Genomic DNA, 22,839 nt, shown 5'->3' with positions numbered 1-22,839 from the left:
TGCGTTGTGTGTCGGTTAGGTGGACTGGGCCAAGACTCCGGCTCAGGCGCTGGCGAGAAACTTATGTGTGGGCGTGTCCCGGCCAACAGAGTCGGATGTCCCGGGCCAAGGGGAGTTTGCGGAGGGGACACCGGCCTTGCGGTGGGTTTGCAACGCATGCGACAGACCTGCCGCAGGTTTGGAATACTCTCCCGGGTGACCACCGAACTCTGGATTGTCGTCGCGGTAGTAGCCGCCCTTATTCTCATCGCGCTGGTTGCTGGTGCCATTCTGTACCGGCGCCGGCAGATCACGCTGACGAAGCCGCCGGAGGTCGAGAAGGACAAATCCGGCGGTTATCAGGCGGCAGGAGGGTTCAGCTTCGCGCAAGGGCCCTCCGGATCGACCGCGCTGAAGCCGCCACCTGAGACCCCGGCAGAACCGCCGCGTGACACCACGCCGCCCACTATCGAACGAACCGATACTGAAGGTCAGCCGCACGTCGGTGACGATGCGGCGATTCCTCGAGATGCGCCGAAACGTCCGATACGTGACGTTCCCATTCCGGAAGCGCCGACACCGCGTGTCACCGCCGAACCGTCGGTGGTAGAAGAAGCCGAACCGGTAGCTCCCGAAGCGCCTGCTGAGGCCGAAGCCGAACCGGTAGCTCCCGAAGTGCCTGTCGAGCGCGAGCCGGAAACGGTCCCCCCCGAAACAGCCGCGACCGCCGAAGCACCCGCACCCGTAGAAGCCGTGCCCGAGATCGAGGAAATCGCACCCACCGAGGGACGTCTCAACCGGCTGCGCGGACGGCTTTCGCGATCACAGAACGCCGTCGGCAAGAGCCTGCTCGGCCTGCTCGGCGGAGGCGACCTCGACGAAGATTCGTGGGAAGAAGTCGAAGACACGCTGCTGATCGCTGATTTGGGCGCCGCGACCACCACCGCGATCGTGGATCGCTTGCGCGAAGAGATGGCGAGCCGCACCGTCCGTAACGAAGAGCAGGCGCGTGGGGTCCTCAAAGACGTCCTCGTCGCGGCGCTGCGTCCAGACCTGGATCGCTCGATCCGGGTGCTCCCGCACGGCGACCGGCCCTCGGTCGCACTAGTCGTTGGTGTCAACGGCACAGGCAAGACGACCACCACCGGCAAGCTTGCCCGCGTGCTCGTCGCTGATGGCCGCCGCGTACTGCTCGGTGCTGCAGACACCTTCCGTGCCGCGGCGGCGGATCAGCTGCAGACGTGGGCAGAGCGCGTGGGCGCCGAAGTGGTTCGCGGCCGTGAAGGGGCCGACCCAGCCTCGGTTGCGTTCGACGCCGTCAGCCGGGGCATCGAGACAGGGGTCGATTGCGTCTTGATCGACACCGCTGGCCGCCTCCACACCAAAACCGGCCTGATGGATGAGTTGGGCAAAGTGAAGCGAGTTGTGGAAAAGAAGGCACCAGTGGACGAGGTGCTGCTTGTCCTCGACGCGACGATCGGCCAGAACGGACTAGCGCAAGCGCGCGTGTTCGCAGAAGTGGTCGACATCACCGGCGTCGTGCTGACGAAACTTGATGGCACCGCGAAGGGCGGCATCGTGTTCCAGGTGCAGCACGAACTCGGAGTTCCGGTGAAACTCGTCGGGCTGGGCGAAGGCGCGGACCATTTGGCACCTTTCGAGCCTGGCGCGTTTGTCGACGCCTTGCTGTGAGCGCAGCGTTTTAGATGAAGGACCGATCACAATAAGAGGACGAACCGGATGCGTGCGGCGTCGTGCAATGGCACACGCGGCGGCACCTGGTGCGATAAGAGGCACCGTCAGGAACCTCGACTCGCCCCACCAGGAGGCTGGCCATGCGCATCCGGTTTCGTCGTTTTCTGGTATGCCTCGCAGTAGCGTCGTGTGCGGCGATGAGCCCCGCGCTTGGGCTCGCGGCACCACCTGACGCGCGCGCGTTGTTCGCCGAAGCTCTCGACGCGGCCGGGGGACACGTCGTCGCATATCAGGCGGGCACGGACTACCCCGCGCCAATGCAATCCGTCAGCCTCGAGTGGTACTCGACGCAGCGTGACGTTCGGATCGTGGTGATACCGAACGCCTCACAGTCGATCACGGGACGACTGCTCCTCGACGCACACGGCGGCGCCGCGCGCTGCGCTGACAATCCCAATGCGCGCACGGCAGACGGCACACCGCAACAGTCGGCGCTGTTCAGCGCACGCGAGGCGTGGGAAGCGCTGGAGCGCCCGGCGATTCTCATCAATACCAATTTCTTTGATGTCCGGCCACAACTCGGCGGGTACGGCTGGCGTGACACCAACTGCAGCACGCCGTTCGGGGTGTATTACGACAACTACGGTGATCCGGGACGGGAACGGCTCAGCGAGGGCGTGCGTTCGGACGGGACAGGCCGTTTCTATCAAGGGCCTATGGGGCTCACGGGCGAGCTAGAAAACGGCTGGGGTCGCCTGGCTACCTTCATCATCAGCGGGGATGGTACGGGCGAGAGCACGATCGACATGCTGGTGGCTCCCCGGCCGTTCGAGAACCCCGCTGCGGAACAGCGTCTTGACGAGCTTGAAGAGCAAGGCCGGGCCTTCGTCGCGTTCGCTGGTCTGTCGCTTCTGCACCCGTCAGGGGATGTGGACATCCCCGACGACGCACGCACCGGCCGCAGCGCGATCGGTTACAGCCCGAAGTACGATCGGCTGTACCTCGTGCAGGCGGGCTCGAATATGGACGCCGAGTCCGGGCTAACGCAAGCGGAACTCGGTGATCTGTTCCGGGGACTCGGCGCCACGATGGCTGTCCAGCTCGACAGCGGTGGGTCATCGGCGCTCGTTGTCCACCGTGGCAGCGGTGTTCATTGGGCTGGACAGGGCGTTGCCGACGGTGTCGCGCCTGCGGGCGCGTGCCCAGAGCTTGCGGAGGCCGTGTGCAGCCCGGGAATCAGCCCAGACGGTGAAAGTCGCAGCGTCCCCGCGTGGCTCGGGATCGGTTCGCCGGTATTCACACCGGATCCTGAGGGTGTTCCTGAGGCCGTTCCGGACAACCTGCCCGGGGAGCCCACGTCCGGTGCCGCGGCGGACGACGCGGAAAATGGAGCCGCTGAGAACCCGGCGGGAGATCTGACGATTGACGCGAATCACACAATTCTGAGTGATGTGAGTGTTGACGATGCCCATTAATCCGGACGAATACCCACAGGTGCAATGTCGAAGTAACACATTTCGGGCTTTCGTTCACGCTGTCGAAACACTGGAGCGTCACCACTGAAACATCCGATTAGCAGTCTTTCCTCAAAGCGGCGAGCGGACCGGCGCGCGCCGGGAGGAGGATTTAAGTGGAAGAGGTTAATTACGGCTTGACGGCGTGGATGCTGATGTCCGCGTCTCTTGTCTTGCTGATGACACCTGGCCTCGCGTTGTTCTACGGTGGCATGTCACGGCAGAAGTCAGTGCTGAACATGATGATGATGTCGTTCAGCGCGATGGGCGTCATCGGCGTGACTTACGTGCTGTGGGGCTGGTCGATGTCGTATGCGGACCAGAGCATCGGCGGCATCTTCGGTAACCCGTTCGAGCAGTTCGGCCTCCAAAACGCGATTTACGACGGGAACGGCGAGTTCCTGGTCGCCGATGGTCTGCCGATCATCGTTGACGTCGGCTTCCAGGCAACCTTCGCGATCATCACCGTCGCGCTCATCAGCGGTGCACTCGCAGAACGCGTAAAGTTCGGTACCTGGGTAGCGTTCTCCATCCTGTGGGCAACGTTTGCCTTCTACCCCATGGCGCACATGGTGTGGGGTGGCGGTCTCCTCGGCGACGATGGCCCGTTTGCCGAGATGTTCGACGGTATTGCCCCCATCGACTTCGCTGGTGGCACAGTTGTACACATCAACGCCGGTGTTGCCGCGCTTGTTCTTGCACTGATTATTGGCAAGCGGCAGGGCTTCGGCAAGACAGCGTTCCGGCCGCATAACCTCCCGTTCGTCATGCTCGGTGCCGCGCTGCTGTGGTTCGGCTGGTTCGGCTTCAACGCAGGCTCCGCGTATTCTGCCGATGGCCTCACAGGTCTCGCCTGGGTGAACACAAGCACGGCAACCGCTGCCGCGATCCTGGGCTGGCTCGTGGTTGAACGTATCCGCGACGGCAAAGCCACCAGCCTCGGTGCGGCCTCCGGTATCGTCGCTGGTCTCGTCGCTGTGACCCCCGCAGCGGGCTCGATTAGCCCGGTCGGTGCAATCGCGCTCGGCGCTATCGCCGGTGCGCTCTCCGCGTGGGCTGTGGGCCTCAAGTTCAAGCTCGGTTACGACGACTCACTCGATGTTGTGGGTGTGCACCTCGTCGCTGGTCTCTGGGGCACGGTCGCGATCGGTGCGCTCGCGACGGAAACCGGCTTCCTCTACGGCGGTGGCATCGGACAGCTCGTCGTTCAGACCCTCATCGCGCTTGTGGCAGTAGTGTTCACCGCAGTGGTTACGGTCATCATCGCGCTCATCCTGAAGCCATTCGGCTGGCGTGTCACCACGGAGGAAGAGCACGGTGGCATTGATGAGGCCGAACACGCTGAAACGGCATACGACCTCGTCTGATTGACTATCTGGTGGAATCGAACTATGGCTGACAGGCATCCGGCACATGGCTCCGCGAGTCCGCGGAGCCGGGATGCCTGTCAGTGTCACACGAACTACTCGCCACAAACCGCCCGGAGGAAAAGAACATGAAGCTGGTTACGGCAATTGTTAAGCCGTTCACCTTAGAAGACGTCAAGTCGGGACTCGAGCAGGCGGGCGTGCTCGGCATGACGGTCAGTGAAGTTCAGGGTTATGGCCGCCAGAAGGGCCACACCGAAGTCTACCGGGGAGCGGAGTACTCGGTGGATTTTGTCCCGAAGGTCAAGGTCGAGGTCGTTGTTGACGACGCAGCTGTCGACAAGGTCGTCGAGGTGATCCTCGAGGCGTCCCGCACCGGCAAGATTGGTGATGGAAAGGTCTGGGTAACGGCTGTCGACTCGGTCATCCGGGTGCGGACAGGAGAACGTGGCACGGATGCCATCTGACCCAGCCAGATCGAAGTTCAGGGGTGGCCCTGTACCAGCGGCACCAGCCGCAGGTGCGGGGCCACGCCCTTCCGCAGGCCCTTCAGGGGTATCGACCGGAGCGGCTGACCTCGCACGAGCACGACAGCAGTTGCTCGCGGCAGGCACGAGACTCGACGCGCCCGCGTTACGCGATGTCCTCGTCGATCTATTCGAGGTGTGGCTGCACACTAAAGGCGCCGAACTCGGCATCAAACCGGACAGCGGATTCGCGATCGTCGCGGTCGGCGGACTGGGCCGCCGGGAGATGCTGCCCTACTCTGATCTCGATCTCATCCTGCTTCACGACGACGCGAACCCCAAGATGCTGTCGCACATCGCCGATAGTCTGTGGTATCCGCTGTGGGACGCTCACATCAAGCTTGACCACAGCGTGCGGACAGTGCGACAGGCGCTCGACGTAGCTGCCGGTGATATGACAGCGGCATTGGGCATGCTGGAAGCGCGCCACATCGTCGGTGACAGTGAACTATCAGCGCAGCTGCTGAGCGGTGTCCGGCAAGGATGGCGCGATTCGATCAGAGACCGGTTTACGGAACTGGTGCAGCAGGCGGAGCAGCGCTGGGAACGAAACGGCGAGATCGCGCATCGTTCCGAGCCGGATCTGAAAAACGGTCGCGGCGGTCTCCGCGACATACAGTTGCTCAATGCGCTTGCCGTCGCGCAGCTTACGGATCCGGCCCCGGGTTTCCGAAGCGACGGCAACTCAGGGCGGCTGCAGGCGGCGCACCGCCGGCTCCTCGACATCCGCACTCAGCAGCACCGTGTTGCAGGACGTGCTCGCGACCAGTTGCGCGCTCAGGACGCGGACGAGGTCGCAGCGGCGCTGCATATCGGTGACCGTTTCGACCTGGCGCGCACACTGAGTGACTGCGCACGAACCATCAGCTTTTCGGTTGAAGTCGGTGTTCGGACCGCTCGCAACGCGCTGCCGCGCGGAATCCTCGGCAGCCTTCGCAAGCTGCCTGCGCGCCGTCCCCTCGATGAGGGTGTTGTCGAGCAGGGCGGAGAAGTGGTGCTGGCACGTGACGCGCGTCCGCAGCGTGATCCAGCGCTCGTCGTCCGCGCTGCGGCCGCGGCGGCCGTCAGTGGACTGCCGATGAGCGCGGGGACACTGGGGAAACTTGCCGACACTGCGCCCGAGCTGAAAGCGCCGTGGCCGCGTGAAGCCGTTCACGATCTGCTCGTGTTGCTCGGGTCTGGCAGGCAACTTATACCCGTCGTCGAAGCTCTTGACCGTACCGGGCTGTGGGGCCGCATTCTCCCTGAATGGGGAGCGGTGCGTGACCTGCCGCCGCGGGACGCCATTCATACGTGGACGGTGGATCGGCACCTCGTAGAGACGGTCGCGTATGCGGTCGCGCTGAGCACGCGGGTGTCCCGGCCCGACCTGCTACTACTCGGGGCGCTTCTGCACGACATCGGAAAGGGCCGCGGTGGCGATCACAGCGTCGTCGGCGCCGAACTCGCCGTCCAGATCGGGCGCCGCATGGGACTATCGGCGGAAGATACCGAGACCCTGAGCGATGTTGTACGGCATCATCTTCTGCTGCCGCACACCGCGACGCGGCGGGACATCGAAAACCCTGATGTCGTTCACGATGTGGTCGCCAGGCTCGGCGGCTCGCGGGTACTGCTTGAGCTGTTGCACGCCCTCGCCGAAGCGGATTCCCACGCGACCGGCCCGGGCGTGTGGGGTGAATGGAAAGCCACGTTGATCGCGGAGCTCGTCAGCCGGTGTGAACTCGTCATGGCGGGGGAGGACCTGCCGCAACAGGATCCGGTGCCCGCAGAGCTGCTGCCGCACCTGAAACCCGGCGCCGGGGGTGAGATCCCGGTGCGCGTACGGCTTGTGCCTGCTGATGGCCACCACATGTACGAACTGACTATCAGCGGGCCCGACAAGCCGGGTTTGCTCGCGAAGGCCGCGGGCCTGCTGTCACTGCACTCGCTGCGAGTTCACGCGGCGTCCGTATCCGGGGTCGAGGGCGCGGTCCTCAACGTGTTCATGGTGTCCCCCAGGTTCGGGTCACCGCCTGATCCCGGGTTTCTGCGGCAAGAACTCGTCCGGGCCATCAGCGGAAGCATTGACGTGATCAGGATGCTCGACGAACGCCAGGATCTCGCCGTGCGTGTGCTTGCGGATGAACTTGCGGCAGATCCGGCGGCGTCAGGAGTCACGGTTCCCGGTTCGACGGTCCTGGGCACGTTGCCTGCGGCGGTGCCGATTCAGTATCCGGACGCGCCACCGATTGTCCGGTGGCTTCCAGGCTCGCGCGAGGACGAGGGCATCCTCGAAGTCCGCTCTGCTGACCGGCTGGGTTTGCTGTGCCGGGTGGCGCTGGCGCTGGAGGGCGCCGGGGCCGACATCACATGGGCGAAGGTGGCTACGATGGGGGCGTACGTCGACGACGTGTTCTGCGTGCGGTTCGCACGCGGGGCCGGGAACGAGGGGCGCGCGCGTGCGGACGCAGCGGTGCGGATGGTGCTGCCGAAGCCCGCGCCACCGAAACCGCCCACGCCCGGGGTGGGGGAGAACTAGCCCGAAGTGTGCAGTTCCGGCCTGGCGCGTTGCGGGCCGGGCCGGAACTGCCGCTACCCTGGTACAGGTCGTTGGCATGCTGATGGCACAGCATCGCTGACAGACGTTCGGCGAGAACCGCGTTGAAGGAGTGCACTCGGTGTTCGATTCCCTTTCTGACAGACTGAACAGCGCGCTGAAAGGCCTGCGCGGAAAGGGTCGGCTGACTGATGCGGACATCGACGTCACGTGCCGGGAAATCCGGCTCGCGCTGCTCGAAGCCGACGTCGCGCTGCCGGTGGTTCGCGAGTTTATCAAGCAGATAAAGACGCGGGCGAAGGGTGCCGAGGTCCACGCGGCCCTCAATCCGGCACAGCAGGTCATCAAGATTGTTAATGAGGAGCTTGTCGGGATTCTCGGCGGCGAGACGCGGCGGCTTACGTTTGCTAAGACACCCCCGACCGTGATCATGCTCGCGGGTTTGCAGGGCTCGGGTAAGACCACGCTGGCGGGAAAACTCGCGAAGTACCTGAAAGGGCAGGGCCACACACCGCTGCTCGTAGCGTGTGACTTGCAGCGCCCTGGTGCGGTGACGCAGCTGCAGATCGTCGGCGAGAAAGCTGGCGTGCCGGTCTTCGCGCCGCACCCGGGCACGTCGATCGGTGGCGGCGCGAATCTGCTTGGTATCACCGCCTCTGACCCGGTCAATGTGGCGCGTGACGGTGTGAGCGAAGCACGCGCAAAGCAATACGACGTCGTGATCGTCGATACCGCGGGCCGCCTCGGCATCGACGAAGAGCTGATGCGACAGGCAGCGAACATCCGGGACGCGGTCGTACCGGACGAGACGCTCTTCGTCCTCGACGCGATGGTCGGCCAGGATGCCGTGAGTACCGCGAATGCGTTCGCTGAAGGTGTCGGCTTCACCGGCGTTGTGCTTACCAAGCTCGACGGCGACGCGCGCGGCGGTGCCGCGCTGAGCGTTCGGCAGGTGACTGGCCGCCCGATCATGTTCGCCTCAAACGGCGAAAAGCTCGAAGACTTCGATGTCTTCCATCCTGACCGGATGGCCAGCCGGATTCTCGGGATGGGCGATCTGCTGACCCTCATCGAGCAGGCTGAGCAGGTTTTCGATGCCCAGCAGGCGGAGGCAACTGCACAGAAGATCGGTTCGGGTGAACTCACCCTTGAAGACTTTCTTGATCAGCTGATGGCCATCCGCAAGATGGGTCCGCTCGCCAACCTCATGGGTATGCTGCCGGGCGCCGGTCAGATGAAGGATGCTCTCGAGCAGGTCGACGAGAAGCAGCTCGACCGCATCCAGGCGATCATCCGGGGCATGACGCCAGCGGAACGTGACAATCCGAAGATCATCAACGCGTCACGGCGTCTGCGCATCGCCAACGGTTCGGGCGTCAAAGTGTCAGACGTCAACCAGCTCGTCGACCGATTCTTCGAAGCCCGGAAGATGATGTCCGCGATGGCGGGACGCATGGGCTTGCCGGGCTCGCAGCGCCGTCGCACCAAGAAGGGCAAGAAGGGCAAGGGACGCGGCCGTGGTCCGACACCGCCCAAGGTGCGTGGCGGAATGCCCGCCGGTTTCCCCGACCTCGCGGGCATGCCGAAGGGGCTCGATCAGCTGCCTCCCGGCCTTGAGGGGATCGACTTGTCGCAGCTGAACCTGCCGAAGCAGGGCAAGAACAACTAACGACTGCGGCTGATCAGATGAACGCGAACCAGCCCATCCATGTCCGCGGTGTGCTTCTGCCTTCTGAACAGACCAGGGACCTCTGGGTGAGTGAGGGCGTCTTTCACGACGGTCCGATCGCTGGCGCTGAAACAGTCAGCGTAAACGGCTGGATCTTGCCAGGCCTCGTCGATGCGCACTGCCATGTTGGAATCCGGTATGGCGGCGGGCATGAGGATTCAGACGGCGCGCGCCGCCAAGCGGTCCTGGAGGCCAAGACGGGCGTGCTGCTCGCACGTGACGCTGGCGCCCCCGTGCCCACACGATTCCTGGACAATGAGCGCGGCATGCCCCGCATCATCCGGGCTGGACGCCACATCGCCGCTCCTAAACGGTATATCCGCGACCTCGGTATCGACCTGGACAATGAGGCTGACTTGCCAGCCGAGGTACGCAGGCAAGCGCGTGCGGGGGACGGCTGGGTCAAAATCGTCGCGGACTGGATCGACCGGGATGCTGGTGACCTCACGCCGCTGTGGAGCGACGGAGTGCTGAAAGAAGCCATCACAGCCGCCCACGACGAGGGTGCCCGGGTTACCGCGCATGTCTTCGGAGAAGATGCGCTGCCCGGGCTGCTCGAAGCCGGAATCGATTGCATCGAGCACGGCACGGGGCTCACCGCGGACACCATCGACTGCATGGCACGAAATCAGGTCGCACTAGTTCCGACGCTGATCAATATCGAGAACTTTCCCGGTATCGCGGAAAACGCGACCCGCTTTCCGCGATATGCGCAGCACATGCGCGACCTTCACGCCCGCGGCGACGCGACGGTCCGCTCGGCGATTGAGGCCGGCGTCCCCGTGTACACAGGGACCGATGCGGGCGGAATGATCAAGCATGGCCGGGTCGTCGACGAGATTGTGTCGCTGCTGCGTGTCGGAATGACACCAGCGGACGCGCTGGGCGCTGGTTCGTGGGAGGCGCGTGAGTGGCTGGGCGTTCCGCAGCGCTATGCACCGGGGGACCGTGCGGACTTCACGGTGTACAGCGAGGATCCGCGGCGCAACCTTGACACGCTCCGCGCACCCGCGCGTGTGGTGTGCGACGGCAGGGTGATTGCATGACACCTGCGAGTCCCGGCGGTGGCAGTAGCCGGGACGACGCTGACCCGCCTCCCGATTGGTGGTACCCGACGGGTATTGGCGGGTCACCGCGCGAGGGCGCGCAAACACCGCATATCTCCCCGTACGGGGCTGAGCCGGCCTTCGGAAACGAGCCACCTGAGCGGCGTGACCTCAGCGCCAGCCGAAGCCGGAGCGTCTGGTGGCGCTCCGAGGAGGCCGCCGTGCGGCGTCAGCCCGGACAGCGCTGGGGCATGGGGGCGTTCGCGCTCGTTCTGGCCATCAACTTCTTCGGGTTCGCCGCCGCGGCAGTTCTGGTGGAGGATACGGCCTCGCCGCTGCTCGTGCCGGCCATTATCCTGCCAACACTTCTCGCAGCCACCGCGGCGTTCGCGATCTCGTGGCTGCGAGGCAACGGCCCGGTCATCGACTTCGGTCTGCCAGCCACGATGCGCGAACTCCTGCGCCAGGCCGGGGTCGGGCTAGCCTGTGGCTCCGCCGCGGTCATCGGTGGAATCATCCTGGCGCTCATTCTTTTCCAGATGATTGACGAGATTCCCGACTCGGTGCTGGAAGAGGCGGCCGGACTGTCGCTGAACGCGCGAATCGCGCTAGCGATGTGGGTATGGATCGGGGCGCCGTTCGCGGAGGAGATCATCTTCCGCGGCATGCTTTGGGGCGCCCTCGAGCGCTACCGGTTCTTTCGTCAGCGTGGACGCGTGGTGCGCTACCTCAGCACCAATTGGGCCATCCTCGGCATCACCACAGTGGTCTTCGCCCTCGTGCACGCGGAGTTCTGGCGCCTGCCGATTCTCCTGTTCGCGGGTTCGATGTTCGGCCTCGCACGGCTCTACACCGGGTCGGCGTTCAGCGCCACTGTCGCGCACGTTGTCAACAACACGCTGCCCGCATTGGGTGTGCTGCTCATGCCCGAACTCATTACGTGACGGCTTCCGCGGGGATTTCCCCATGAGCGTAGTTATCTGGCAGAATGATGCGCTGTTCGCCGTAGCGCACTGCGACCCCGTTGGTGCGTCGCTTCGCGCTGCATCGCGAACCACGAAACCGCAAAACCGGGTGCACTAATCCGTGTGCATCGCTGAATTGCACCGTGACCAAGAACAAGGAGCGCTACACCCGTGGCTGTCAAGATTCGCCTTCAGCGGCTCGGCAAGATCCGCAACCCTCAGTACCGTATCGTCGTCGCTGATTCACGCACCCGTCGCGATGGCCGCGCCATCGAAACCATTGGCAAGTACCGCCCGAAGGAAGAGCCGAGCTTCATCGAACTCGACTCGGAGCGTGCTCAGTACTGGCTTGGCGTTGGTGCTCAGCCCACCGAACCTGTGCTCGCGCTCATGAAGATCACCGGTGACTGGCAGAAGTTCAAGGGTCTCCCCGGTGCTGAAGGCACCCTCAAGACCGCACCTCCTAAGCCGACGAAGCTTGAACTGTTCCAGGCTGCTCTCGCAGAAGCTGACGGCGCTGGATCTGCTGCACCGGCGCCCGCGGCGAAGAAGAAAGCTGCCAAGCAGGACGAGGCTGAAGAAGCGCCCGCCACAGCAGCGCAGTCGGATGAGGCTGCACAGCAGTGAGTTCTGTACTCATTGATGCGGTCGAGCACCTCGTCCGCGGCATTGTGTCGAACCCGGATGATGTGCGGGTCGGCATGATCACCACGCGCCGGGGGCGCACAATCGAGGTTCACGTCCACCCCGATGATCTCGGCAAGGTCATCGGGCGTGGCGGCCGCACCGCGACCGCGCTGCGGACACTCGTCTCGGGCATCGGTGGCCGCGGCATTCGTGTTGACGTCGTCGACACTGATCACTGATCACATCGGGGTGTTCGCATGGAACTCGTGATCGGCCGTGTCGCGAAGTCACATGGCGTGCGCGGCGAAATCGTCGTCGAAGTCCGCACCGATGAGCCCGAGGAGCGATTCGCGGCCGGTACCGTGCTGCATGCGCGTGCGCCGCGCTCGTCAGCACTTACTCACCACACAATCGACGCCGCCCGGGAGCACTCCGGGCGGCTCCTTGTGCGTTTGGCCGGAGTAAACACTCGCGAAGCGGCCGATGCGCTGCGCGGAATGCTCTTCGTCGTTGACTCATCGGATCTTCCTGAGAGCGGTGCTGACGAGTTCTACGATCACGAACTCGAAGGCCTCCAGGTGCGCGGCGCGGCAGGAGAGAATCTCGGTGTGGTCCGTGAAGTCCTCCACACCGCCGCCGGTGAAACGCTTTCGATTGCCACCCCAGAAGGCCGGGAAGTACTGATTCCTTTTGTCATGGAGTTCGTACCAGTCGTTGATGTGACGGGCGGCGTCATCGAGGTGACCCTGCCAGACGGTCTGCTGGAGCTCTGAAGACACCGGTGCGGATCGATGTCATCACCATCTTCCCTGAGTACCTCGAGCCGCTGCGGGTCTCGCTGCTAGGCAAAGCCCGCGAACGGAACCTCATCGAAGTGGGGGTCCACGACCTGCGAAACTGGACGCACGACGTCCATCGATCGGTTGACGACACGCCCTACGGGGGTGGACCCGGAATGGTGATGAAACCCGCGGTGTGGGGTCCAGCTCTCGACGACGTGTGTCCCGATGACGCACTGCTGGTCTTTCCGGCGCCAAGTGGCGCGCCATTCACCCAGCGAACTGCTGAGCGCTGGTCCCGGGAGTCGCACCTCGTCTTCGCGTGTGGGCGGTACGAGGGTATCGATCAGCGCGTGATCGATGATGCCAGTCGGCGGGTCCGGGTCGAAGAAGTATCGCTGGGCGACTACGTACTCATCGGCGGTGAGGTCGCCGTGCTCGTCATGGCGGAAGCAGTTGTGCGGCTGTTACCTGGGGTGCTGGGCAACCAGCAGTCCCACCAGGAGGATTCCTTTTCTGACGGTTTGCTGGAGGGCCCGTCTTACACCCGCCCCGCGTCGTGGCGCGGCATCGATGTGCCGCCGGTCCTTCTCTCCGGTGACCACGCCAAGATTGCACGGTGGCGTCGTGATCAGGCTCTGCGCCGCACTGCCAAGCGCAGGCCGGATCTGCTCGCGCGTACGGACCTTTCCAGCGCGGACCGGTCGGTTATCGCAGCCATTTCTGGTGAGGAAGAACTGGACGACTGCGACGCCGGAAATCAATTCGGCGGCTAACGGACGCCGCGCGTGATTGTGTCGGTGGGAGGGAGTACGCTGCCCGCCGTGAGTATCGCTGTGAAGTCCGTAACCGATCGCATCGCTGCAGAGCTGAATGTCGCCCCGTGGCAGGTTGATGCCGCCATAGCGCTGCTCGACGGCGGTGCCACAGTGCCGTTTGTTGCGCGATACCGGAAGGAAGCGACGGGTGGTCTGGATGACACGGCGCTGCGTCAGCTCGAGGAACGCTTGCGGTACTTGCGGGAACTCGACGAGCGGCGCGCGGCGATTATGGACTCGATCCGGCAGCAGGGAAAGCTTGACGAGGCACTCGAAACGCAGCTCCTGAGCGCTGAAACGAAGGCACGCCTCGAAGACATTTATCTGCCGTACAAGCCGCGCCGCCGCACGAAAGCGCAGATCGCGCGGGAAGCTGGGCTCGAGCCGTTGGCGCATCGGTTATTGTCCGATCCCTCGCAAGACCCATCATCTGTCGCTGCCGCATTTGTCGACACGGAAAAGGGCGTCGCTGACGTCGCAGCAGCGCTCGATGGTGCCCGCGCGATCGTGATCGAACGCGTGTCTGAAGACGCGGATCTCGTAGGTGAGGTTCGTGAACTCATGTGGCAGCGCGGGCGTCTCACTGCCGCAGCACGCCCAGGCAAAGACGCTGAGGCAGCGAAGTTCGCCGATTACTTCGGATTCTCGGAGGCATTCACTTCTCTGCCCTCACACCGGATTCTTGCGTTATTGCGTGGCGAGAAAGAAGAATGCCTGTCCCTCACGTTCGATCCGGAGCCAGATCCGGACGGCGGCACGGAGGGGCAGTCGGTGTATGAACAGCGAATCGCTGGCGCACTGGGAGTCCGGAATGAAGGACGGCCGGGTGATAGATGGCTGCTCGATACGGTTCGCTGGGCGTGGAAAACCAAACTGCAGGTCAGTTCGAGCATCGATGTGCGCTCCCGGCTGCGCCACGCTGCCGAAGCCGACGCAGTCGAGGTGTTCGCGCGCAACGTGCGTGACTTGCTGCTTTCCGCGCCAGCGGGGCAGCGGATCACTATGGGCTTAGATCCGGCCTACCGCACTGGCGTAAAGGTCGCCGTCGTTGACGGCACCGGAAAACTACTCGAAACCACCACCGTGTACCCGCACAAACCGCAGTCACGGTGGGATGCGGCTCTGGCTGTGCTTGGCGAACTCGTAGGCCGTCACAGCGTTGATCTCATCGCGATAGGTAACGGGACGGCGTCGCGGGAAACCGATGCCCTCGCGGCGGACCTCATCAAACGCATGCCGGACACGAAGCTGACGAAGCTTGTCGTCTCCGAAGCTGGCGCGTCCGTGTACTCGGCATCGGAATACGCTGCCCGCGAACTGCCTCAGCTTGACGTGTCGCTGCGCGGGGCGGTGTCAATCGCCCGGCGTCTGCAGGACCCCCTTGCGGAACTGGTGAAGATCGACCCGAAATCACTGGGTGTCGGCCAGTATCAGCATGACGTTTCCGAAGGCCTGCTCGCCCGGTCGCTGGACGCGATCGTCGAGGACGCGGTGAACGCGGTAGGTGTCGACGTGAACACTGCCTCAGTGCCGCTGCTAGTGCGGGTGTCCGGCATCTCTCCCTCCATTGCGGAGAACATCGTCAGCCATCGCGACAGCTGTGGCCGTTTCGCGTCACGTTCAGCTCTAAAAGATGTCCCCAGGCTGGGGCCTAAAGCGTACGAGCAGTGCGCCGGGTTCCTCCGGATCACGGACGGGGACGATCCGCTAGACGCCAGCGCGGTACATCCCGAGGCGTACCCCGTTGTGCGTCGGATCGTGAGTACATGTGGAATGCCGGTCCGAGAGCTTATCGGCAATTCTGACGCACTACGCACCCTGCGTCCGAGTGACTTCACCGACGAGAAGTTCGGTGTGCCGACCGTGACAGATATTCTCAACGAACTCGATAAGCCAGGCCGTGACCCGCGCCCCGAGTTCAAAGCCGCAACGTTCGCGGAGGGCGTGGACAGTATCAGTGACCTCAAACCGGGCATGGTGCTCGAGGGTGTGGTCACCAATGTTGCGGCGTTCGGTGCGTTCGTCGACATCGGTGTGCACCAGGACGGGCTCGTGCACGTCTCCGCGATGTCGTCGCGTTTCGTTTCTGACCCGCGTGACGTCGTCAAGAGCGGTGACATTGTCAAAGTGAAGGTGACAAGTGTCGACGCAGACCGGAAACGGATCGGTCTCACGCTGCGCCTAGATGACGACACCACCACTCGTGGCCAAAGCGCGCCGCGGCCCGAGGACCGTAAACCGAAAGGACAGGGGCACGAGCAGCGCGGGGGACGCGGCGGACAAGGTGCTGGCCAAAAAAGCAAGCAGGGCCGGCGAGACCGGCACGGAAAGCAGGGAACGCGCGAAACGACGGGTTCGATTGCGGAAGCATTGCGCCGCGCGGGCTACACGCGCTAGCTCCCCGATTTCTTTCACGCCCTGTGATCTGGCATGATGGCAGGGTTGCCTGCGCCATAATGGGTCGCGGGTGCAGCCAAAGGAGTACGAACCAGACGAGTCCGCGTGACCACTCGGTTCCTCTGCTCGACACGCAAAACGCGAGGAATTAACAGCAATGAACACCCTGGACGCACTTGACGCCAAGTCACTCCGCGACGACATCCCTGAGTTCCGTCCCGGTGACACGGTGAACGTGCACGTGAAGGTTATCGAAGGCCAGAAAGAACGTATCCAGCAGTTCAAAGGCGTGGTTATCCGTCGCCAGAACGGTGGCATCCGCGAGACCTTCACCGTTCGCAAGGTGTCGTTCGGCGTCGGTGTCGAGCGCACCTTCCCCGTCCACAGCCCGAACGTCGCGAAGGTTGAAATTGTGACGCGCGGCGATGTTCGGCGTGCGAAGCTCTACTACCTGCGCGATCTCCGCGGCAAGGCAGCAAAGATCAAAGAAAAGCGCTGAGGGCTACCGCGCTTTGCGTCGCAACGTGACTAACCTAGTCTCGTGACCGATCCGCAAGGGGCAACTGAAAGCCATGGCGACGAGCCCGCAAACACAGATATGACGGATCGGCAGGACGCGGCCGCGAAGGAATCCGGAAAGAAAGACAGTGGTTCCTTCTGGCGCGAACTGCCGATCCTCATTCTTGTTGCGCTAGTTCTCAGTTTCGTCATCCAGACGTTCATTGCCCGCGTCTACCTGATTCCTTCCGAATCCATGCAGCCCACACTTCACGGCTGCCCTGGATGTACCGGGGATCGCATTCTTGTCGAGAAACTGAGCTACCGGTTCACTGATCCGCGGCCAGGTGATGTGCTCGTATTCCGCGGCACCGGTCCGTGGGCTGAAGACTTCGTCTCGACACGCTCGGACAACGTAGTGGTCAGAGGACTCCAGGAATTGGGTTCTGCCGTCGGAATTGTCCCCCCGGATGAGAACGATCTTGTCAAGCGTGTCATTGCGGTGGGCGGGCAGACAGTCGAGTGCTGTGACGAAGAGGGCCAGGTTGTCGTCGACGGGCGCCCGCTCGACGAGCCCTACATCCGATCAGACTTTCCGTTCGTTCCCGGGCAGATTGACTGCGACACCGACGTTCGGTCCGGCCGCTGCTTCGGTCCCGTCCGAATCCCGGAAGAACATTTGTGGATGATGGGGGACAACCGCAATCAGTCGAAGGATTCACGCTGGTACGTTGGTGATGAAAGCGACGGAGCAGTGCCCGTCGAAAACGTTGTCGGGAAAGCGCGATGGATCATTCTTCCGCCGTCACGATGGGGATCGATCCCAGCGCCGGAGATCCAGCAGCAGGCAGCTTCTCGAGAATGATGCAATGGCCGCCGCGAGCGCTAATCCGGCGTGATACTGGATTGCGCGCGCTTGAATCAGCACTTAACCGCCGAGGGCTGGGACCTGTCGCCGGGGTCGACGAGGCGGGTCGTGGCGCATGTGCGGGTCCGCTTGTCGTCGCATCATGTGTTCTCGGGTCTAAACCTCATCGCAGTCTCGCCGGGCTCGACGATTCCAAGCGGTTGACACCGCGTGCCCGCGAAGAGTTGTACGCGCTGATCCTCCAGTACGCAGAGGATTACGCTGTGATTGCGATCCCTGCAGGTGAAGTTGATGCCCGAGGCGTCCACGTCGCGAACATCGAAGGAATGCGGCGGTCGGTTGCCGGGCTGCGTCGCCGCCCGGGATATGTTCTCACGGACGGTTTTCGTGTCCCCGGGATGCCGTGTCCCTCGCTGCCAGTCATCGGCGGGGATGCATCAGCCGCATGTATCGCTGCAGCGAGCATCTTGGCCAAAGTAACGCGTGACCGCTTCATGGTCGAACTCGATGCACAATTACCGGGGTACGGATTTGCTGTTCACAAGGGCTACTCCACGACGGCCCATACGGACGCGCTTGCTGTGCTCGGCCCTTGCGCCGAACATCGCTTTTCGTTTGCGAATGTCGCTTGCGTCGCCGCGAAGCGGGACGCGCGTGATGCGGTTCTGCTCAGCTGAGCCGGATCGCAGATTAGAAAGGAAGGACTTCCCCATGAGTGCCGAGGATCTCGAGAAGTACGACACCGAGATGGAGCTGTCGCTTTATCGGGAATACCGCGACGTTGTGGGGCAGTTCGCGTACGTGGTGGAAACTGAGCGGCGCTTCTATCTGGCCAACGCGGTGGAATTGCTCCCCCGCAACGCGGAAGGCGAAGTCTATTTCGAGGTGCGAATGTCCGACGCCTGGGTGTGGGACATGTACCGCCCCGCCCGGTTTGTCAGTCATGTTCGCGTCTTCACCTTTAAAGACGTGAACATTGAGGAACTCGAGAAACCGGATCTCAACCTGCCGCCCGGCGGCGGACAATTCGGGTGACCTAATGAACTTTCGGCGAAGAATTCTTGGTCTGGTTGATCTGCGAGTGTCTCTGGGTGGCCGACGGGGGCTAAGTACGATCAGCATGAACTGGGCGGCGCCTGCTGTCCCGCAAGCGCCGCGTGCTGCGCAGGAAAAAAGCAGGCAGAACCGTTCGGACAATGGCTGACTTCACGGGTGGCATCTGCCGCAAGCCCAGAGCATAAGTGCGCTTTCCACAGGATGCTCAGTTATCCACATTCGCCGATTTGAGGCTGTTTGATCGCTCTCTGAATCCGCATTGTTGATGGTGTCGACGCGATTAGCGTGATCGCGGCTGTTACATGCGGAGGACGTCATCAGCGTGCGTATTGAGCTCGGCCGGTGTGGTGAACGGGCCGCAGCAGAGTTCCTGTGTGCCAAGGGGTACACCGTGGTTGCCCAGAATTGGCGTTGCCGCCACGGTGAGGTTGATCTGGTATGTCGCGACCCCACGGACGTGATGGTATTCGTGGAAGTGAAGACGCGCCGCGGCCTCGGTTTTGGTGAGCCTGTCGAGGCGGTCACGCGCCGAAAATTGCACCGAATGCGCCTCGTTGCGGCCGAATACCTCAGTCAGTGCTCATATTTCGTCGCGGATGTCCGGTTTGATGTCGTCGGCGTGTTGTGGAAACCGGACGGACCACTCATTGAGCATGTCGAGCGAGTACTGTGATGCCGCTCGGACGCGCGTACGCAGTAGCCGTAACGGGCATCACGGGGGCGATAGTCGAGATCGAGGCGGATGTCGGCCGCGGACTGCCTGGTGTTCATCTTGTCGGGCTGCCCGATACAACGCTGCAGGAAGCACGCGACAGGGTGCGTGCGGCTGTTGTGAATTCGGGTTTTACGTGGCCGACGGGGCGGACGACACTATCGCTGTCACCCGCGAGCCTGCCCAAAGTGGGTTCGCTTTATGACGCTGGGCTGGCCTGTGCCGTACTCAACGCGGGCAGACTCATCCGTGGCGAACGGGTGCGCGAGACTGTACTGCTCGGCGAGCTCGCTCTCGATGGGCGGCTGCGCGCGGTAAACGGCGTGCTTCCCGCAGTGCTTGCGGCGCGCGAACAGGGTTTCACTGACGTCGCGGTCCCGGTCGAGAATCTGGCTGAAGCCGCACTGGTCACTGGCGTATCAGTGCACGGCGCCCGATCTCTGCAAGAGCTCACCGACTGGCTCAATGGGGCAGCAGAACTCGCAGCGCCTGTTGTTTTTCCCACCCCCTCGCCGCGCACGCTGCCGGATCTGCGCGATGTGGAAGGGCAAGAGGAGGCACGCCAGGCGGTTGAAATCGCAGCCGCCGGGGCCCACCATCTGTTGCTGAAGGGGCCGCCGGGTATCGGCAAAACCATGCTCGCACATCGTCTTCCTGGTTTGTTGCCGCCGCTCACCGAACGTGAATCTCTCGAGGTGACAGCGATTCACTCGATCTCCGGGCAACTGCCGCGCGACACACCGCTCATCGTTGATCCGCCTTTCGTTGCGCCGCATCACTCTGCGACTGCGGTGTCCCTCATCGGCGGTGGCTCAGGCTACGCCAAGCCGGGTGCGGTGAGCCTGGCGCATAGGGGAGTGCTGTTCCTCGACGAGTGCACCGAGATGCAGCCGCGCGTACTGAACGCGCTGCGGACGCCGATTGAGGAAGGCGAGGTGAGAATTAGCCGCAAATGCGGCGTGGCGACGTACCCGGCGCGATTCCTGATGGTCCTCGCGACAAACCCCTGCCCCTGCGCTGCACGCCGTGAAGTGGACTGCGAGTGTCTGCCACCGACCCGCCGTCACTACCGCACGAGGTTATCTAGGCCGCTTGTCGATCGAGTCGACCTCAACGTCGAAATGCGGGCAGAGTATGCGGCGATCGGCGCGTCCGGCCGCCGTCCCGAGACCACAAGAATCGTTAGGAAACGTGTTCTGGAAGCGCGGCAGGCAGCCCACGCCCGGTGGGGTGCCCTCGGGTTCGGCACGAACGGTGAGGTACCAGGCCCGGTCATACGCACCACCTTAGGGCCAGGGGCTGCGGCGCTGCAGCCGGTGAATAAGGCGATGGAGCGGGGCTCGATCAGTGCGCGTGGTGCAGATCGAGCACTGCGGGTTGCGTGGACGATCGCAGACCTCGACGGAAAATCCGCGCCCGGACAAACCGAGACAGAGGCGGCGCTCCTGTTTCGCCTGCCGCGCCACTTGTGACCCTGACCCCAGAAGGAACTCAGTCATGACAAATCGACAAGACTCACGAGACCCGCGGCTGCGCGCATGGGCGTACCTGTCGCGTGTCGTCGAGGGGCCGTCGTACGCACTCAGCGCGCTTATCGCTCAAATCGGTCCCGAGGACGCGGCAGCAGCCGTGCGCACCGCTGCCCTGCCGGAGGTCCTCGATCGGCAGACTGCCGCCCGCCGCCAGCACGACAACTCGGCCCGCGATCTCGAAATACTGCGCGAACTAGGCGGAACCCTCGTGACGCCGGATAGCAGTGAGTGGCCACATTGGCGAATGCTGGCCCTGGACCAGCCACAGTGCCGCGAGGTGGCAAGTGCGGCGCCGCCGATAGCGCTGTGGAAGCGAGGCCCGCTACCGCTGGACGAGCTGACATCCACAGCGGTGAGCGTCGTCGGGACAAGAGCACCGAGCAGCTACGGCGAACACAGCGCACTGACACTGTCCGCGGACCTCGCTGCCGCAGGATGCACCATCATCTCGGGAGCCGCACACGGTATCGATGGATGCGCCCACCGCGCCGCGCTCTCAAGGGATGCCCCGACAGTCGCCGTGCTCGCATGCGGAATCGACATGCCCTACCCGAGCACGCACGCCGCCCTGATTAACGAGATCGCACGGCGATCAGCCGTGGTGACGGAGTATCCGCCAGGAACGTCACCAGCACGATTTCGGTTTCTCGCAAGGAATCGCCTTGTGGCCGCATTTTCGGATGCGGTCGTCGTGGTGGAGGCTGGCAAGCGCAGCGGCGCGCGCAACACTGCGAAGTGGGGCAGGCTGTACGGTCGCCGCGTGTTCGCCGTGCCCGGTCCTATCACATCAGTGAGTTCTGTGGGATGCCATCAAATGATCCGCCTCGACGAGGCTGTGATCGCCACCAGCGCTGCTGACGTCCTCACTGATTCGGGGTTGCGCGAACGGGACCTGCAGCGAGCACTTGTGGCGGCTGACGAAACAGACTCGAGCGCCGAGCGCACAACAGACGGACTCACGCCGCCACAACTGCAAGTCTTCGACAGCTTGCCACTGAGCGGAGGAGCGGACGTTTCCTCCATCGCCGGATGCGCGGGCTTGCCGCCGACTACCGTACGAGCGGCGATCGCGGTGCTCGAAATGAGCGGATTCGCGATACGAACGGACGGGGGTTGGAGGCGAAAGAAGCTGCGAGAGTCGCGCGCCGGCCGGTGAACCGTTGCTGTGCGGTCACTGATTGGTGACTTTGCTTGCGCCCCGCGCTGGTCCTGGGCAGTCTGGTCGTGTGGCTGCCCAGGATGAGACCACGCAGCTCCCAGACCAATTCGCGCGGGCGCTGTCCACCTTCACGGACTTCTTACGGCTGCAGCAAGGCCGGTCCGAGCACACTGTGCGGGCGTACCGCACCGACATTGAATCACTGCTCACTCACCTGGCCGAGCACGGCGCACGGCACCTCGATGACTTGGACTTGCGCACTCTGCGCTCGTGGCAAGCGAAACAATCGGCTAACGGACTTGCGCGTTCCACCCTTGCGCGCCGCGCCTCGTCAGTGAAGACATTCACAGCGTGGGCTCAGCGGCGGGGACTTATGGCGAACGACCCTGCGGTTCGGCTGCAAAGCCCGCGTCCGCACAGAAAGCTCCCGGCAGTGTTGCGCCAGGAGCAAGCTGCTCTAGCGCTCGACGGCGCCAAGCAGCGCACCGAAAGCACGGGGCACGGCGATCAGGCCGGGCAGGACCCAATTGAGCTTCGCGATCGGCTGATCGTCGAACTGCTGTACTCGTGCGGCATCCGTGTGAGTGAGCTGTGCGGACTGAACACGTCCCACATCGACCAGCACAACCAGGTGCTCCGGGTGCTCGGTAAAGGAAACAAGGAACGAGTTGTCCCGTATGGAGGGCCCGCTCGGGAAGCGCTGCAACAGTGGCTGCGCTCGGGTCGGCCATCACTCGCAGACTCCGGCTCGGGCGAGGCCCTGCTGCTCGGGAAACGAGGCCGTCGCCTCAACCCGAGGCAGGCCCGCCAGGCTGTGCACCGAGTGCTGCAGGCAGTCGCTGATCTGCCCGACATGGGGCCGCACGGTTTGCGGCACTCCGCCGCGACGCACCTGCTTGAAGGTGGCGCTGATCTGCGCGTGGTCCAGGAACTGCTCGGGCACGCGAGCCTCGCCACAACGCAGCTCTACACCCACGTTTCAATCGGGCGGCTGCGAGCAGTGCACGAACAAGCACACCCACGGGCCTAGCC

At 63.6% G+C, this 22,839-nt stretch carries 21 protein-coding genes; all 21 read left to right on the top strand.

What is annotated here, in order from left to right:
- Positions 1-195: 195 nt before the first annotated feature.
- The 21 genes from ftsY to ONR57_RS11575 all read left to right on the top strand — a co-directional run bounded on the left by ftsY (position 196) and on the right by ONR57_RS11575 (position 22,837).
- Positions 196-1,671 (top strand): signal recognition particle-docking protein FtsY, encoded by a 1,476-nt coding sequence (gene ftsY / locus ONR57_RS11675; protein ID WP_265123560.1) that lies wholly within the window; start codon positions 196-198, stop codon positions 1,669-1,671.
- 143 nt (positions 1,672-1,814) lie between these two features.
- A complete protein-coding gene (locus ONR57_RS11670) occupies positions 1,815-3,149 on the top strand; it encodes a phosphodiester glycosidase family protein (protein ID WP_265123559.1) in 1,335 nt (444 codons plus the stop codon).
- A gap of 188 nt (positions 3,150-3,337) precedes the next feature.
- Positions 3,338-4,555, top strand: a complete 1,218-nt coding sequence (locus ONR57_RS11665) for an ammonium transporter (RefSeq protein ID WP_279347741.1) — start codon at positions 3,338-3,340, stop codon at positions 4,553-4,555.
- Between the two features lie 128 nt (positions 4,556-4,683).
- A complete protein-coding gene (locus ONR57_RS11660) occupies positions 4,684-5,022 on the top strand; it encodes a P-II family nitrogen regulator (RefSeq protein WP_265123556.1) in 339 nt (112 codons plus the stop codon).
- Positions 5,012-7,603, top strand: a complete 2,592-nt coding sequence (locus ONR57_RS11655; RefSeq protein ID WP_265123554.1) for a [protein-PII] uridylyltransferase — start codon at positions 5,012-5,014, stop codon at positions 7,601-7,603. Before ONR57_RS11660 ends, ONR57_RS11655 begins: the two co-directional genes overlap by 11 nt.
- A gap of 139 nt (positions 7,604-7,742) precedes the next feature.
- Positions 7,743-9,290 carry a signal recognition particle protein gene (gene ffh / locus ONR57_RS11650; RefSeq protein ID WP_265123552.1) on the top strand — a complete coding sequence of 516 codons (1,548 nt, stop codon included), beginning with the start codon at positions 7,743-7,745 and terminating at the stop codon, positions 9,288-9,290.
- A 17-nt stretch (positions 9,291-9,307) separates the two neighbouring features.
- Positions 9,308-10,396 (top strand): amidohydrolase family protein, encoded by a 1,089-nt coding sequence (locus ONR57_RS11645; RefSeq protein ID WP_265123549.1) that lies wholly within the window; start codon positions 9,308-9,310, stop codon positions 10,394-10,396.
- On the top strand, positions 10,393-11,340 hold the full coding sequence (locus ONR57_RS11640) for a CPBP family intramembrane glutamic endopeptidase (RefSeq protein WP_265123548.1): 948 nt from the start codon (positions 10,393-10,395) through the stop codon (positions 11,338-11,340). Before ONR57_RS11645 ends, ONR57_RS11640 begins: the two co-directional genes overlap by 4 nt.
- Before the next feature lie 192 nt (positions 11,341-11,532).
- Positions 11,533-11,988: a 30S ribosomal protein S16 gene (rpsP, locus tag ONR57_RS11635; RefSeq protein WP_265123547.1), complete on the top strand. Its 456-nt coding sequence runs from the start codon at positions 11,533-11,535 to the stop codon at positions 11,986-11,988.
- Positions 11,985-12,227, top strand: a complete 243-nt coding sequence (locus tag ONR57_RS11630; protein ID WP_265123546.1) for an RNA-binding protein — start codon at positions 11,985-11,987, stop codon at positions 12,225-12,227. The genes rpsP and ONR57_RS11630 overlap by 4 nt, the downstream gene beginning before the upstream one ends.
- Positions 12,228-12,245: 18 nt before the next feature.
- Positions 12,246-12,761 carry a ribosome maturation factor RimM gene (gene rimM, locus ONR57_RS11625; RefSeq protein ID WP_265123544.1) on the top strand — a complete coding sequence of 172 codons (516 nt, stop codon included), beginning with the start codon at positions 12,246-12,248 and terminating at the stop codon, positions 12,759-12,761.
- Positions 12,762-12,769: 8 nt separating this feature from the next.
- On the top strand, positions 12,770-13,543 hold the full coding sequence (gene trmD / locus ONR57_RS11620; protein ID WP_265123542.1) for a tRNA (guanosine(37)-N1)-methyltransferase TrmD: 774 nt from the start codon (positions 12,770-12,772) through the stop codon (positions 13,541-13,543).
- A gap of 48 nt (positions 13,544-13,591) precedes the next feature.
- Positions 13,592-15,982: a Tex family protein gene (locus ONR57_RS11615; protein WP_265123541.1), complete on the top strand. Its 2,391-nt coding sequence runs from the start codon at positions 13,592-13,594 to the stop codon at positions 15,980-15,982.
- Between the two features lie 157 nt (positions 15,983-16,139).
- Positions 16,140-16,481 carry a 50S ribosomal protein L19 gene (rplS, locus tag ONR57_RS11610; protein WP_265123539.1) on the top strand — a complete coding sequence of 114 codons (342 nt, stop codon included), beginning with the start codon at positions 16,140-16,142 and terminating at the stop codon, positions 16,479-16,481.
- 99 nt (positions 16,482-16,580) lie between these two features.
- Positions 16,581-17,345, top strand: coding sequence for a signal peptidase I (lepB, locus tag ONR57_RS11605; protein WP_265123634.1), 765 nt, complete (start codon positions 16,581-16,583; stop codon positions 17,343-17,345).
- Positions 17,342-18,025, top strand: a complete 684-nt coding sequence (locus ONR57_RS11600) for a ribonuclease HII (protein WP_265123538.1) — start codon at positions 17,342-17,344, stop codon at positions 18,023-18,025. Before lepB ends, ONR57_RS11600 begins: the two co-directional genes overlap by 4 nt.
- 34 nt (positions 18,026-18,059) lie before the next feature.
- Complete coding sequence (locus tag ONR57_RS11595) at positions 18,060-18,383, top strand: DUF2469 domain-containing protein (RefSeq protein WP_265123537.1); 324 nt, start codon at positions 18,060-18,062, stop codon at positions 18,381-18,383.
- 343 nt (positions 18,384-18,726) lie between these two features.
- On the top strand, positions 18,727-19,077 hold the full coding sequence (locus ONR57_RS11590) for a YraN family protein (RefSeq protein ID WP_265123536.1): 351 nt from the start codon (positions 18,727-18,729) through the stop codon (positions 19,075-19,077).
- The gene (locus ONR57_RS11585; protein WP_265123535.1) at positions 19,077-20,588 is read left to right on the top strand and encodes a YifB family Mg chelatase-like AAA ATPase; all 1,512 of its coding nucleotides are present in this window, start codon (positions 19,077-19,079) and stop codon (positions 20,586-20,588) included. The genes ONR57_RS11590 and ONR57_RS11585 overlap by 1 nt, the downstream gene beginning before the upstream one ends.
- 25 nt (positions 20,589-20,613) lie before the next feature.
- Positions 20,614-21,804: a DNA-processing protein DprA gene (gene dprA / locus ONR57_RS11580; RefSeq protein ID WP_265123534.1), complete on the top strand. Its 1,191-nt coding sequence runs from the start codon at positions 20,614-20,616 to the stop codon at positions 21,802-21,804.
- Positions 21,805-21,874: 70 nt separating this feature from the next.
- On the top strand, positions 21,875-22,837 hold the full coding sequence (locus ONR57_RS11575; RefSeq protein WP_265123533.1) for a tyrosine recombinase XerC: 963 nt from the start codon (positions 21,875-21,877) through the stop codon (positions 22,835-22,837).
- Positions 22,838-22,839 lie beyond the last annotated feature (2 nt).

The organism is Hoyosella sp. YIM 151337, assembly GCF_026041215.1.
Lineage (GTDB): Bacteria > Actinomycetota > Actinomycetes > Mycobacteriales > Mycobacteriaceae > Hoyosella.
The sequence above is the reverse complement of the archived record's forward strand: the minus strand, read 5'-3'. Positions and strand labels throughout refer to the sequence as shown.